The following is a 13,672-nucleotide window of genomic DNA, read 5'->3' as shown; positions in this document are numbered from 1 at the left end:
GCCCGGCCCGGGAGCAGCCATGAGCTTCGAGTACCTGACCGATCCGGAGCAGGGGCCGCAGTGGCGCGGCCTGCTGCCCGGCGCACCCGAGCCCTTCTTCCTCCAGCGGGGCGAGGGCGAGCACGCCCGGCTCTTCGGCGACCTGTTCACCGTCCTGCTCAGCGGCGACGAGACCGAGGGCCAGTTCGGCGTCATCACCGCCGACTGCCCGGCCGGCGACGTCATCCCGACCCACGCGCACGACGCCACGCACGAGGTGTTCTACGTCGTGGACGGCGCGGTGCGCGTGTTCGTGCAGGACCGGCGGGGCGAGAAGACGTCCCGGCTCCTGGGCCCGGGCGACTTCGGCTTCGTGCCGGCCGGTCTGCCGCACGCCTACCGCGTCGAGCGGCCCAGCCGGATGCTGGGGGTCGTCACCGGCGGGTTCGAGCGGTTCTTCCAGCACATGGGGGCGCCGACCGACGTGCCTAGCGAGCAGCCGCCGTTCGTCCCCGACCCGCCCCGCATGCAGGCCGCCGCGCAGGCGCACCGGATGCAGTTCCTCCGCGACGTCGACTGGCCCGACGCCTGACCCCAGGAGGGCGACGCGTGCCCGACCGCCCGCTGCTCCCGCCCGCACACACCGCTCCGCTGCCGCCGGCGTGGGAGGCCGGCGCGGGCGTCACGGTGCTCGCCGGCGTCCCGTACGCGGCGCTGTCCGGCGCCCGCCCGCTCGAGCTGGACCTGTACCTGCCCGCCGAGCGACCGGCCCCGGTCGTCGTCTTCGTGCACGGCGGCGGGTGGCGGCTGGGCAGCCGGCACTCCGCGGGGCCCGCCTACGCCGGGCGGCGGCCGTCGGCGTTCGAGGCGGTCGCCCGCGCCGGGATCGCGGTCGCCTCGGTCGACCACCGGCTCTCCGGCGAGGCGGTGTGGCCGGCCCAGCTGCACGACGTCAAGGCGGCCGTCCGCTGGCTGCGCGCCCGCGCCGGCGAACTGGGTGTCGACCCCGGGCGGGTGCACGCGTGGGGCGAGTCGGCCGGCGGCCACCTCGCCGCGCTGCTGGGCCTGACCGCGGGCGACCCGGAGCTGGAGGGGGACGTCGGGGTGACCGGCCCCTCGAGCGCGGTGGCCGCGGTCGCCGCCTGGTACCCGCCCACCGACCTGCCCGCTCTGCCCGGGGACCTCGGCACCGACCCGGCGGCCGCCGACTCCCGGGAGGCGCAGCTGCTCGGCGCGCCCGTCGCGGCCGTGCCCGACCGCGCGGCGCAGGCCAGCCCGGTCGCACACGTCTCCCCCGGCGCGCCGCCGTTCCTCCTGCTGCACGGGCGGGCCGACCGGCTCATCCCCTGCGTGCAGAGCGAGCGGCTGCGCGACGCGCTGCAGGACGCCCGTGTGTCGGTCGAGCTCACGACCTACGACGGCGCCGACCACATGTGGCTGGGCAGCCCGGAGGCGGCGGACGACGCGCTGGCCCGGACGATCGCCTTCCTCCGCTCAGCCCGCTGACGGCCCCGGCCGCCCCGCGGCCGGGGCACCCAGCCCGCGCGACACCGCACGGGCCGCGGCCCGCACCGCCGGCTCGATCGTCCGCGGGCCGGCGCCACCGGCCGGCACCACGATCGACAGCGCCGCCGCCACGCGCCCCGCGGCATCCCACACCGGTGCGGCCACCGACACCACCGGCGCGGGCCGGCGCCGGTTGATGACCCCGATCCCCCTGCGGCGGATCTCGGCGAGCTCCCGGCGCAGCGCGGCCGGCTGCGGCGGCGGGTCGTCGGACCGGCCGCCGACCTCACCGCGCAGCACCCGCTCCTGCAGCTCGGCCGGCGCGTGGGCCAGCAGCAGCCGGCCGACCCCGGTCATGTGCAGCGGCAGCCGGTCGCCGACGCGGTACTGCACCGGGACGGCGGCCCGCGAGGACCGCCGCTCCACCAGCAGGGCGGCGTCCCCGTCGAGGACGGCGAGCAGCACGTGCTGGCGGGTCGCCTCGTACAGGTCGTCCATGAACGGCATCGCGACCTCGCGCAGGCCCAGTGCGCGCGGCGCGAGCGACCCGACCTCCCACAGCCGCAGGCCGACCACGTAACCGCCCTCGTCGGCCCGCTCCAGCGCGCCCCAGGCGACCAGCCGCTCGGCCAGCCGGCGGGTGGTGCTCAGCGGCGTCCCGGCCCGCCGCGCCAGGTCCGACAGCGTCAGCCGGCGGTGGCCGTCGTCGAAGGCGGCCAGCAGGGCCAGCGCTCGGTCGACGACGGGATCGCCCTGCGGCGGCCGCTTGCCGCGCGCGGGCGGAGGGGGTCCCGGGTCCTCGTCCACGCGGGGATCCTGGCACCTCGGTCTGCCATTGGATGGCAACCCCGTCGGATCGGGTGACCCGCGCCACCCACTCTTGGCGCAGCGGCCGCCCGCCCCCTCCCCCGACTCCCCGGAGACCCGCGTGGACACCCTCGCCTCGCGCACCCCGTCCCGATCCGCGCTCCTCGTGCCCGTGCTCTGCTGGCTGGCCCTGACCGCCGACGGGTACGACCTGTTCGCCTACGGCGCCACCGTGCCGGGGCTGCTGGCCGCACCCGACTGGGGCGCCACGCCCGCGTCGGTGGGCGCGGTCGCCAGCCTCGGCCTGGTCGGCATGCTCTGCGGCTCGCTGGTCGCCGGGACGCTGACCGACCTGCTCGGCCGCCGCCGGCTCTTCGCCGCCTCGGTCGCGCTGTTCTCCCTCGCGATGCTCGGCTGCGGGCTGGCGCCCTCCTTCGGCGTCTTCGCCGCGTTCCGCTTCCTCGCCGGCCTCGGCATCGGCGGCCTGCTGCCCACGGCGATCGCGCTGACGAGCGAGTTCGCGGCGCCGCAGCACCGCTCGCGCATCCTCGGCGCGGTGCTCACCGGCCCGCCGCTCGGCGGCCTGCTCGCCTCGGCGGCGTCGGTCGCGCTGCTGGCCGAGCACGGCTTCCAGCTGGTCTACGGCCTGGGCGTCGTCCCGCTGCTGCTCGTGCCGGTCGCGCTGCGCCTGCTGCCCGAGTCGCCGGCGTACCTGCGCGCCCGGGGCCGCACCGCCGAGGCCGACGGGATCGCCGCCGCCTTCGGGCTGCCCGCCCCAGCCACCGCCGTGCCCGCGCCGGCCGGCCGCCGCTCGCCGGTGCGGACGCTGTTCGCCGACGGCATGGGCCCGGCCACCATCGGCATCTGGATCGTGACCATCTGCAGCCTGCTGACCCTGTTCGGGCTGAGCACCTGGCTGCCGCAGATCATGCGCACCGCCGGCTACGGCCTGAGCTCGTCGGTGGCCTTCCTGCTCGTCTACAGCGCCGGCGGCATCGTCGGCACGCTGGTCGCCGCGCACCTCGCCCAGCGCCTGGGCGCCAAGGCGATGGTGCTGACCGGCTTCGCCGCGGCCACGACAGCCCTCGCGCTCCTGGCCTCGCAGCCGCCCACGGGTGTGGTGCTCGTCCTGGTCGCCGTCGCGGGCTTCGGCGGGCTGGGCACCCAGAACCTGCTCAACGACCACGTCGCCGGCTTCTACCCGGCGGGCGCCCGCGCCACCGGGCTGGGCTGGGCGCTCGGCGTGGGCCGGGTGGGCGCCATCGTCGGGCCGACCTACGGCGCCCTGTTCGTCGGCGGTGGGAGCGCGGTGGTCGCCAGCGCGGTCGCCTTCGCCGTCCCTGCGCTGCTCGGCGCGCTGGTCATGAGCCGCCTGCCGCGCTCGCGGACCGAGGTCCCCGTCGTCGCCGCGCCCCGTCCCGCCGCCACCACCGGGGGTGCCGCGTGACCGAGCTCGCGAGGTCCCCCATGGGCACGGCGAGCCGGCACGTGCCCGTCCTCGTGGTCGGCGGCGGCCCGGCCGGCCTGGCCGCCGCGCTGGAGCTGGACACCCACGGCGTGGCCAGCCTGGTGGTCGAGCCCCGCGTCACCGTGGACCCGCTGCGCCCCCGCGCCAAGACCACCAACGCCCGCACGATGACCCACCTGCGCCGCTGGGGGGTCGCCGACCGGCTCCGCGCGGCGGCACCCCTGCCGGTCGAGGAGGCGCAGGACGTCGTCTTCTGCTCCACGCTGCTGGGCTACGAGGTGCGCCGCTTCGAGCACGCCTTCCAGCTGTACGCCACCCGCCGGGAGGAGTTCCCGGAGGCCGGCCAGCAGGTGCCGCAGCCGGTCATCGAGGAGGTGCTGCGCGCGGCGGTGCAGGCCTCCGCGCACGCCCGGCTGCTGACCGGCGCCCGCGTCACCGGCCTGCGGCAGGACGACGACGGCGTGGACGTGACCGTCCAGGACGCCGACGGCGGCACCTCGCTCGTGCGCGCCGACCTGGTGCTCGGCGCCGACGGCGGCGGCAGCGTCGCCCGGACGGCGCTGGGCGCCCGCTACGAGGGGGGCTCCGGCGAGAAGCCGAACCTGAGCATCCTGTTCCGCGCGCCCGGCCTGGCCGAGCGGGTGCCGTTCGCGGGCGCCGTCCACTCCTGGGTGATGGCCCCGGGCGCGGCCGGCATCGTCGGGCGGCTGGACCCGGCCGACACGTGGTGGGCGATCGTGCAGGGGGTGGACGTGCGCGCCGACGACGTCGACCCGGTCGCGCTCGTGCACGCGCTGGTCGGCGAGCCGGTCGACGTGGAGGTGGTCGCCACCGACCCGTGGGTGGCGCGGATGCTGCTCGCCGACTCCTACGGCACCGGCCGGGTGCTGCTGGTCGGGGACGCCGCCCACCTCAACCCGCCGTGGGGCGGGCACGGCTTCAACACCTGCGTCGGTGACGCGGTCAACGCCGGGTGGAAGGCCGCCGCGGTCCTGCAGGGCTGGGGCGGGCCGGGCCTGCTGGCCAGCTACGAGGCCGAGCGCCGTCCGGTCGCCGCCCGCACCATCGCCGACGCCGGCGCGAACGACCGGGCCCTCGCGCACCACTTCGCCGACCCGCGGCTGGGCGAGGAGGGCCCGGAGGCCGACCTCCTCCGCAAGGAGGTCGCCGTGGCGCTCGAGGTCAAGGACAGCGAGTTCCACTCGCTGGGCCTGGTGCTGGGCTACCAGTACGCCGCCTCGCCGCTGACCAGCGACGACGGCAGCGACCTGCCGGCCGACGACCCGATCCGCTACACCCCCTCGGCGCACCCCGGCTGCCTGCTGCCGCACCGCTGGCTGACCGGCGGGCGCTCGGCCTACGACCTGCTGGGCCGCGGGTTCACGCTGCTCGCCCTGGCCGACGGCGATCCCGGGCCGGTCCGCGAGGCGGCGGCGCGCCGCGGGATCCCGCTGACCGTCGTCCGGCTGGGGGACGGCGACGTGGCGTCCGGCGGCGCCCCGCTGCGCGAGACCTGGGGCGCGCCGTTCCTGCTGGTCCGCCCCGACCAGCACGTGGCCTGGCGCGGGGCCGACCCCGCGGCCGCGGCCGGAGCGCTGGAGCGGGCCTGCGGCTGGGGCAGCACCGACGACGAGGGAGGACGGCGGGCATGAGCGGCGTCCTCCGCGACCACGACACCCCGGAGCCGTTCCCCGTGCGCCCCGTACCGCGCCTCCCGCACGGCTGACCCCGCCGTCATCGGAACCGCTGCGCGGTCCCGGTGGTCTCGGCGGGTGCTGAGGCCACCGGGACCGCACATCCGCCGGCTCCGCGGGCAGTCAGGGACTCGTGCCCCCGAGCAGGTCAGCCGCCGGACCTCCGTCGTCCGGGAGCTCGCCGGTCCGCACGAGACCGCCCGCAATGTCCTTCACCCTGGTGTCGGTGTACCGCGCCACCCGGGCCAGGGCCTGCTGCGCCTGCTCGACGGTGAGCCCGTGGCGCTCCATGAGCATGCCCGTGGCCCGCTCGACGACCGCCCGCGACCCCACCCTGCGCTCGAGGTGCTCGGCCAGGTCGCGGGCCTCCTCGTAGGCGTACATGTTCGCGGCGACCACGGCGGCGTGGCCGGCGAACCGGATGGCCGCCGAGCGGCTGTCCTCGCCAAAGGCGTGCGGCTTGCGGGCGTAGACGTTCACCGCCCCTGCGATGCCCTCGGTGATCGGCAGCGGGACCGACAGCGAACTGAGGGCTCCGCGCTCGACGGCGTACGCCGTGTAGTCCCCCCACCGCGTGTCCGCCCGCGCGTCGGCGATCTCGACCACCTCGCCGGTGCCGGCAGCGTGCAGGCAGGGTCCGTAGCCGCGGCCGTACTGGCTCTCGTCGCAGGCGCGCGCCAGCTCGCCGGTGAACACCGCCGTGCTCGGCCTGTCGTTGATCAGCAGGGACACCGACGCCTCCGGGTCGCCGGGCATGACCTCCTTGGCCAGGTCGGCCACCGTCTGCAGCAGCGACCTCATGCCGTGCTCGCGGAAGGTGAGGCGGCTCAACCGCTCCAGCGCCTCGACCGGGTCGAGGGGGTCCGGCAGCTCGTTCCTCGACATGGCGGCGCCCTCCGGTCGTCCACCGGAAGAGGCTGGACGACCTCAGCTCCAGGACCCCGCGAGCCGGGGCCGGTGCTCGGGTACGCCGCGGGAGTGACGCACGAGGAGCGCCGGCGCTGTCCGACGCTCGGGTCCACGCTACCGCCCCGGGGGGCGTCGCGGCTCAGCGCCAGCGGTACTCCAGCTCGGGGCGGCCGGCACCGCCGTAGCGCGGCGCCCGGTCGACCAGCCCGGTGTCGGCGAGGTACTCCAGGTAGCGGCGGGCGGTGATCCGCGAGGCCCCGATCAACTCGGCGGTCTGCGCGGCCGACAGCCCCTCGTGGGCGGCGCGCACCGCGGCCACGACCGCGTCGAGGGTCTCCCGGCCCATCCCCTTGGGCAGCGGCGCCGGCCGGCTGGGACGCACCCCGCCGAGCACGCGGTCGACGTCGTCCTGCCCGGCGGCGTCCCCGCCGGCGTGCAGCCGCGCGTGGTACTCGGCGTACGCGGCCAGACGGTCGCGCAGCGCCGGGTAGGTGAACGGCTTGAGCAGGTAGCCGACGACGCCGTGGGCGGCCGCGGCGCGCACAGTGGCCAGCTCCCGCGCCGAGGTGACGGCGAGGACGTCGACCTGGGCGCCGGCGCCGCGGATCCGCCGGCACAGGTCGATGCCGTGGCCGTCGGGCAGGTTCATGTCCAGCAGCACCAGGTCGACCGGCTGGCGGGCCAGCGCGTCCAGGGCCGCGGCCCCGGTGCCGGCGACCGCCGCGGTGGTGAAGCCCGGCGTCCGGTCGACGTAGGCGCGGTGCGCCTCGGCGGCGACCGGCTCGTCCTCGACGACCAGCACGCGGATCACCGGGACACCGCCGGGACGCCGACGGGCAGGGTGACGGTGAACAGCGCCCCCGGCCCGGGCCGCACGGTGAGCGTGCCGCCGTGCCGGGCGACGGCCTGGGCGACCAGCGCCAGCCCCAGCCCGCGACCGAGCCCGGTGGGCGCGGCGGCCGTCTCCTTGGTGCTCCAGCCGCGCTCGAACACCCGCGGCAGGTCCTCCTCGCGGACGCCGGGCCCGGTGTCCTCGACCCGGATCTCCAGCCGCCCGCCGTCGACCTCGGCGGCGAACTGCACCTCCCGCGGCGGGTCGCCGGCCAGGGCGGCGTCGATCGCGTTGTCGAGCAGGTTGCCGACGATCGTGACCAGGTCGCCGCCGGGGATGCGGGTCTCCCCCACCGCCGTCGCCGGGTCGACCTCCAGCAGCACGCCGCGCTCGTGCGCCGTCGCGGCCTTGCCCAGGAGCAGCGCCGCCAGGACCGGGTCACCGACGGCGTCGACCACCCGGTCGGTGAGCTGCTGGGCCGAGGCCAGCTGGGCGGTGGCGAAGTCGATCGCCTCCTGGGTGCGGCCGAGCTCGACCAGCGACACGGTGGTGTGCAGCCGGTTGGCCGCCTCGTGCGCCTGGGCGCGCAGCGACTCGGCGAAGGAGCGCACGCTGTCCAGCTCGCCGGTCAGCGCCTGCAGCTCCGTGTGGTCGCGCAGGGTCACCACCGCCCCGGCGGAGCGGCCCCCCGGCCGCGGCGGGGCCTGGTTGACCACGAGCACCCGGGTGCCGGTCACGTGCACCTCGTCGACGGCGGTGCGCTGCTGGGTGAGCGCGGCGGTGAGCTCCGGCGCCAGCCCCAGCTCGCCGACGTGCTTGCCGGTGGGGTCGTCGGCCAACCCGAGCAGGCGCCGGGCCTCGTCGTTGACCAGCTGCACCCGCTGCTCGTCGTCCACCAGCAGCAGGCCCTCCCGGACGGCGTGCAGCACGGCGTGGTGGTAGTCGACCATCCGCGCGAGCTGCGCCGGCGAGAGCCCGTGCGTCTGCCGCCGCAGCCGCCGGGAGAGCGCCCAGCTGCCGAGGGCGCCGACGGCCAGCGTGGCCGTCGCCGTCCCGAGGATGCCGGGGACGGCGGCGGCGAGGTCCTCGCCGATGGCCTCGACGGTGACCCCCGCCGAGACGATCGCCACGACGTCCCCGTCGGCGTCGACCACGGGACCGGTGGCGCGCACCGACGGGCCCAGGGTGCCGGTGTAGGTCTCGGTGAACGTCTCCCCGTCCAGGGCCGGCGCGATGCTGCCGAGGAACGGCCGGCCGATCTCGTCGGGGTCGGGGTGGGTGTACCGGGTCCGGTCGGGGGCCAGGACGGTGATGAACGACGTCCCGGTGTCGGCGCGGACCGCCTCGACGTAGGGCTGCAGCACCGCGGTCGGGTCGGGACCGGTCACCGCGTCGATCACCAGGGGTGAGTCGGCGATGCTCTCGACGATCGCCGTGGTCTCCTCCTCGGCGGCGGCCCGGACCGCCTGGCGGGCGTCGAGGTAGGCCACGACCATGGCCGTCAGCACGACCACGGCCACGACCAGCGCTTGGAGCAGCAACAACCGCCGGGCCAGGCTCGCGTCCCCCCGGCGGCGGTGCGACAGCGGGTCGGGAACGCGCACGTCCGCGAGTGTCCCGCGTCGGCGCCTCGGTGCAGCGACCGGCGTGTACGCAATGAACGAATGCGTGACGGCGGTCACCGGGTACCCGCACCGTTTGTGCAGTGGCCCGCATCACGGGCCGCCCCATCCCCCCGGACCCCAGGAGCAGTCATGGCCTCAGGCACCGTCGCTGACGCGCCGCCGCCCGCGAAGCGGCGGGACCGCACGCACTGGCTCTACATCGCGGTCATCGGCGCGGTGCTCGCCGGCATCGCGGTCGGTTTCGCCTTCCCCGAGTTCGCCGTCTCGCTCAAGTGGCTCGGGACGGCCTTCGTGGGCCTCATCAAGATGCTCATCGCGCCGGTCATCTTCTGCACCATCGTGCTGGGCATCGGCGCCATCCGGCAGGCGGCCAAGGTCGGCCGCATCGGCGGGCTGGCGCTGGGCTACTTCATCCTCATGTCCACGATCGCCCTGGCGATCGGGCTCGTCGTCGGCAACATCCTGAGCCCCGGTGACGGGCTGCAGCTGTCCGAGGAGCTGCGCGGCGAGGGTGCCGAGCTGGCCGGCACGGCTCACGAGAGCGGAGGCACCGTCGACTTCCTGCTGGGCCTCATCCCCACCACGCTGGTGTCGGCGCTGACCGAGGGCTCGGTGCTGCAGGCGCTGCTGGTGGCCCTGCTGACCGGCTTCGCCATCCAGGCCATGGGCAGGGCCGGCGAGCCCATCCTGCGGGGCATCGGGCACTTCCAGCGGCTGGTCTTCCGCATCCTCGCGATGGTCATGTGGGTCGCCCCGATCGGCGCGTTCGGCGCGATCGCCGCCGTCGTCGGCGAGACCGGGATCGACGCGCTGAAGAGCCTCGCGATCATCATGCTGGGCTTCTACGCCACCTGCGCGGTCTTCGTGATCGTCGTCCTCGGCCTGCTGCTGCGCCTGGTCGCCAAGATCAACGTCTTCTCGCTGCTGAAGTACCTGGGCCGCGAGTTCCTGCTGATCGTCTCCACCTCGTCGTCGGAGACCGCCCTGCCGCGGCTGATCGCCAAGATGGAGCACGCCGGCGTGAGCCAGCCGGTCGCCGGCATCGTCGTCCCGACGGGGTACTCGTTCAACCTCGACGGCACCGCCATCTACCTGACGATGGCCTCGTTGTTCATCGCCGAGGCGCTGGGTGACCCGCTGTCGCTCGGTGAGCAGATCGGGCTGCTGGTCTTCATGATCATCGCCTCGAAGGGGGCGGCGGGTGTCACCGGCGCGGGCCTGGCCACGCTGGCCGGTGGGCTCTCGGCCCACCGTCCCGACCTGCTGGACGGCGTCGGCCTGATCGTCGGCATCGACCGCTTCATGTCCGAGGCCCGGGCGGTGACCAACTTCGCGGGCAACGCGATCGCCACCGTCCTGATCGCCACCTGGACCAAGGAGCTCGACCGCGAGCAGCTGTCCGCGGCGCTCTCGGGCCGCGAGCCGTTCGACGAGGCCACCATGCTCGACGAGCACGACGACTACCTGGCCTCGCACGGTGACGAACTCCCGGCCTCCGCTACCAACGCCGGCCCCGGTCAGCGGGACGCGGGCGACGCGCAGGCCAGGCTTGCGGAGACCTCGGTGCGCTGACGCGGCAACGCACCCGACACCAGGGGGTGTCCGGCCCGATCACGGGCCGGACACCCCCTGCGTCGGCTCAGGAGTGGGCGGCGTGCCCGTGCCGGTGCCGGGCGCCGTGGTCGTGCTCGGCCGCGTCCACCCGGTCCTGCCGCCGGGTGCGGCGCAGGTCGACGACGGCGAGCACGAGGGCCGCGACGATCCCGGCGAGGGCGACGGCCAGGCCCGCGGCCGCAGCGGCCGAGTAGTCCTGGGCGGTGGCGCCGAGGACGACGTAGAACAGGCCGGGCAGCGCCGCCGTCCCGATGACCGCGCCGAAGCGCTGCGCGGTCTGCAACCCGCCCCCGGCCGCGCCGGCCATCCGCACCGGGACGTCGCGCAGCGTCATCGTGATGTTCGGCGAGATGACGAAACCGCCGCCGAGCCCGCCGACCAGCAGCGCGGGGGCCACCGCCCAGGGGACGGCGTCGGCCGGCACGAGGAGCAGGACGGCGACCGTCGCCCCCAGGCCGGTCAGCACCCCGACCAGGCCGATGACGGTGAGCAGCCGCCCGACGCGCTCGACCAGCCGTCCGGCCACGACAGCGGCGGTCGCCGAGCCCAGCGCGAACGGCGTGACCGCCAGGCCCGACTGCAGCGGGGTGAGCCCCAGGCCGGTCTGGAAGAACAGCGCGAAGACCAGCCAGATGCCGCTGAAGCCGACGAAGTAGACGGTCCCCAGCGCCGCCCCGAGGCCGTAGCCGCGGGTCTGGGTGACCAGCCGCGGGTCGAACACCGGCTCCCCACCGCGCCTGACCACCCGCCGCTCCCAGGCGACGAAGCCGCCCATCACGAGCACGCCGACCGGGAAGAGCCACCACAGCTGCGAGAGCCCGCCGGCCTCCGCCTGCACCAGCGGGAGCAGCAGGGCCAGCGCCCCGCCGCCGAGCAGCAGGACCCCGCCGACGTCGATGTGCCCGCGCCCGCCCGCCCCGCTCCGGGGCAGCAGCCGCCAGGCGAGGACGAACGCGATGACGCCGATCGGCACGTTGACGTAGAAGATCCAGCGCCAGTCGGCCACCCGCAGCAGCAGCCCGCCGGCGATCGGCCCCACCGCGGTCGACACCCCCACGACGGCGCCGAACAGCCCGAACGCCCGGCCCCGCTCGCCGCCGCGGAACAGCTGCTGGATCAGCCCGGAGTTCTGCGGGGCCAGGACCCCGGCCGCCAGCCCCTGGGCCAGGCGGGCCGCGATGAGCAGCCCCACGCTCGGTGCCGCGCCGGCCGCCGCGCTGCACAGCACGAAGCCCGCCAGCCCGACGAGGAACATCCGCCGCCGGCCGAGGGCGTCGCCCAGCCGGCCCGCCGGCACGAGCATCAGCGCAAAGGTCAGCGCGTAGCCGGAGACCACCCACTGCACCGCCGCCGGCGAGGCCCCGAGGTCGCGCTGCAGCGTGGGCAGTGCGACCGAGACGATGCTGACGTCGAGCAGGCTCATGAACCCGGCGACGAGGGTGACCGACAGCGCCCGCCAGCGGCGCGGGTCGGGCCGGTACTCCTCCTCCGCATCGCCGTCGGCGTCCCGCGCGGACCGGTCGAGGTCGGGCCGGGCCGTCACGGGCGCCTCCGGGGGTCTGGTGTGGCGGCGCCCGGTGCGCGCCCGCCGTCCCCCCGATACTCCGCCGCTCCCGGCGGGGGCGCAGGACGGGGCCTCCGGCTCTGTCCGCCCCCTCGCGCTCCTGGCGTGGCCACTCCCGACGACCACGGAGGTGCACGATGACCACGTCCCTCGACGAGGCCGGTTTCGTCGACGTGACGGTGCACGGCGTGCCCGACGACCCGTTCGACTCGGTCTACGTGGCCCGCACCCCGCACGGAGTCAGGTGGCGGCCGCCTCGGTCAGCGGGAGCCGCACCTGGAAGCGGGTGTCGCCGGGCTCCGAGCGCACCCGCAGGTCGCCGCCGTGCCGGGTGACGACGACGCGGTAGGACACGTCGAGGCCCAGGCCGGTGCCCTGGCCGACCGGCTTGGTGGTGAAGAACGGCTCGAACACCCGCTGCCGCAGGTCCTCGGGGATCCCCGGCCCGGTGTCGGCGACCTCCACCAGCGCGCAGTCGCCGTCCCGGGCGGTGCGCAGGGTGAGCGTCCCCTCCCCCGCCATCGCATCGAGGGCGTTGACGATCAGGTTGGTCCACACCTGGTTGAGCTCCCCCGGGTAGCCGGGCACCGGGGGCAGCGACCGGTCGTAGTCCTTGACCACGCGCACGCCCGGCGGGGCCTTGGCGCTGAGCATGACCAGCGTGGCGTCCAGCCCGGCGTGCAGGTCCGTGGGCTGGTACGGGGCCCGGTCCAGCTGCGAGTACTGGCGGGCGGCGTCCACCAGGCCGGAGATGCGGCCGGTGCTGTCGGCGATCTCGGCCAGCAGCGACTCGGTCTCCACCGCGTAGGCCAGCCAGCGCAGCGCGGACTCCAGGGCGGCCGGCTCCACGGCGTCGGCGACCCGCTGCAGGTCCGCCGGGCCCAGACCCGCGCCGACGAAGACCCCGGCCAGCTCGTACGCGCCGCCGACCTCCCGCTCGTCGAGCCAGTCGCCGAGCTCGTCCTCCCGGTCCGAGCGCTCCAGCGCGGTGAGCTCCGGGGCGCTGTCCACGCGGGCGACCAGCTCCTCCTGCAGCCCGGTGAGCGCGCGCAGCACCGCGCCGTCGAGCCGGCCCTCCGACAGCAGGGCCAGCTTGTGGCGCATCCCGGCGAAGCGCTCCCGCAGCGCGGCGGCCGCCCGCGACGCGGCCGCGGCCGGGTTGTTCAGCTCGTGGGTGAGGCCGGCGGTCAGCTTGCCGAGGGCCAGCAGCCGCTCCCGCTGCCCGACCAGCTCGGCGGAGTTCCGCTGGCCGATGAACATGCCCTCCAGCAGGTGCACCGCCATGGGGTACCAGCGCCGGAACTGCGCGGCGAACTCGGCCGCGGGCAGCTCGAGGAAGCGGCAGTCGGCCACCGCCCGGACCGTCGCCGGATAGCGCTGCTCGACCCGCTCGCCGACGTAGAACTGCACCGCACCGGAGTAGACACCGCGGTGCGACGTCCGCACGATCTCGACCTCGCTGCCGCCCACCCGGCGGGACATGCTCAGCGTCCCCTCGAGCAGGACCGAGAAGCACCGGGCCGGCTCGCCCTCGACCGACACCTCCGCACCGGCCGGGAACGCGACGACGGCGCCGTGCTCGGCAACCCAGGCCAGCTGCTCGTCGTCCAGATCGGCGAAGAGGAACAGCTCGCGCAGCTCCCCCGGGCCCAGCCGGGCCGCCGCCGTGGTCAT

General features: G+C 76.1%; 11 protein-coding genes. 5 read left to right on the top strand and 6 right to left on the bottom strand.

The window, feature by feature from the left end; translation table 11 throughout:
• Nucleotides 1–19 precede the first annotated feature (19 nt).
• Both ACWIX7_RS23645 and ACWIX7_RS23640 read left to right on the top strand, forming a co-directional pair.
• Entirely contained in the window at nucleotides 20–571 is a 552-nt protein-coding gene (locus ACWIX7_RS23645; RefSeq protein WP_448618844.1) for a quercetin 2,3-dioxygenase, read from the top strand.
• 17 nt (nucleotides 572–588) lie between these two features.
• Entirely contained in the window at nucleotides 589–1,485 is an 897-nt protein-coding gene (locus tag ACWIX7_RS23640) for an alpha/beta hydrolase fold domain-containing protein (protein ID WP_448618843.1), read from the top strand.
• Here ACWIX7_RS23640 and ACWIX7_RS23635 read toward each other — a convergent pair.
• The gene (locus tag ACWIX7_RS23635) at nucleotides 1,474–2,292 is read right to left on the bottom strand and encodes an IclR family transcriptional regulator (RefSeq protein ID WP_448618842.1); all 819 of its coding nucleotides are present in this window, start codon (nucleotides 2,290–2,292) and stop codon (nucleotides 1,474–1,476) included. The genes ACWIX7_RS23640 and ACWIX7_RS23635 overlap by 12 nt on opposite strands.
• Nucleotides 2,293–2,413: 121 nt before the next feature.
• Between ACWIX7_RS23635 and ACWIX7_RS23630 the strand changes: the two genes are divergently transcribed.
• Nucleotides 2,414–3,739 (top strand): MFS transporter, encoded by a 1,326-nt coding sequence (locus tag ACWIX7_RS23630; RefSeq protein ID WP_448618841.1) that lies wholly within the window; start codon nucleotides 2,414–2,416, stop codon nucleotides 3,737–3,739.
• The gene (locus ACWIX7_RS23625; protein ID WP_448618840.1) at nucleotides 3,736–5,412 is read left to right on the top strand and encodes an FAD-dependent monooxygenase; all 1,677 of its coding nucleotides are present in this window, start codon (nucleotides 3,736–3,738) and stop codon (nucleotides 5,410–5,412) included. Before ACWIX7_RS23630 ends, ACWIX7_RS23625 begins: the two co-directional genes overlap by 4 nt.
• A gap of 165 nt (nucleotides 5,413–5,577) precedes the next feature.
• Here the strand turns inward: ACWIX7_RS23625 and ACWIX7_RS23620 are convergent, their stop codons facing one another.
• The 3 genes from ACWIX7_RS23620 to ACWIX7_RS23610 form a co-directional block, all read right to left on the bottom strand.
• Nucleotides 5,578–6,339: a GAF domain-containing protein gene (locus ACWIX7_RS23620; protein WP_448618839.1), complete on the bottom strand. Its 762-nt coding sequence runs from the start codon at nucleotides 6,337–6,339 to the stop codon at nucleotides 5,578–5,580.
• Between the two features lie 163 nt (nucleotides 6,340–6,502).
• Nucleotides 6,503–7,174 carry a response regulator gene (locus tag ACWIX7_RS23615; RefSeq protein ID WP_448618838.1) on the bottom strand — a complete coding sequence of 224 codons (672 nt, stop codon included), beginning with the start codon at nucleotides 7,172–7,174 and terminating at the stop codon, nucleotides 6,503–6,505.
• The gene (locus ACWIX7_RS23610) at nucleotides 7,171–8,799 is read right to left on the bottom strand and encodes a sensor histidine kinase (RefSeq protein ID WP_448618837.1); all 1,629 of its coding nucleotides are present in this window, start codon (nucleotides 8,797–8,799) and stop codon (nucleotides 7,171–7,173) included. Before ACWIX7_RS23610 ends, ACWIX7_RS23615 begins: the two co-directional genes overlap by 4 nt.
• A 150-nt stretch (nucleotides 8,800–8,949) precedes the next feature.
• On the opposite strand from ACWIX7_RS23610, the gene ACWIX7_RS23605 reads away from it, so the two are divergent.
• Nucleotides 8,950–10,392 (top strand): cation:dicarboxylate symporter family transporter, encoded by a 1,443-nt coding sequence (locus ACWIX7_RS23605; protein WP_448618836.1) that lies wholly within the window; start codon nucleotides 8,950–8,952, stop codon nucleotides 10,390–10,392.
• Between the two features lie 67 nt (nucleotides 10,393–10,459).
• On the opposite strand, the gene ACWIX7_RS23600 is transcribed toward ACWIX7_RS23605, so the two are convergent.
• Together ACWIX7_RS23600 and ACWIX7_RS23595 are read right to left on the bottom strand one after the other, a co-directional pair.
• A complete protein-coding gene (locus tag ACWIX7_RS23600; protein ID WP_448618835.1) occupies nucleotides 10,460–11,977 on the bottom strand; it encodes an MFS transporter in 1,518 nt (505 codons plus the stop codon).
• Nucleotides 11,978–12,238: 261 nt separating this feature from the next.
• A complete protein-coding gene (locus ACWIX7_RS23595) occupies nucleotides 12,239–13,672 on the bottom strand; it encodes an ATP-binding protein (protein ID WP_448618834.1) in 1,434 nt (477 codons plus the stop codon).

It is taken from the genome of Geodermatophilus sp. URMC 65 (genome assembly GCF_053502545.1).
Note: the sequence above shows the minus strand (reverse complement) of the source record. Positions and strands in the feature narration are given on the sequence as shown.

What these genes read in the sequence shown, in the direction of transcription:
- ACWIX7_RS23645 (WP_448618844.1), top strand. Translation starts at nt 20, where the DNA reads ATGAGCTTCGAGTACCTGACCGATCCGGAGCAGGGGCCGCAGTGGCGC.
- ACWIX7_RS23620 (WP_448618839.1), bottom strand. Translation starts at nt 6,339, where the DNA reads ATGTCGAGGAACGAGCTGCCGGACCCCCTCGACCCGGTCGAGGCGCTG.
- ACWIX7_RS23605 (WP_448618836.1), top strand. Translation starts at nt 8,950, where the DNA reads ATGGCCTCAGGCACCGTCGCTGACGCGCCGCCGCCCGCGAAGCGGCGG.
- ACWIX7_RS23595 (WP_448618834.1), bottom strand. Translation starts at nt 13,672, where the DNA reads ATGACCACGGCGGCGGCCCGGCTGGGCCCGGGGGAGCTGCGCGAGCTG.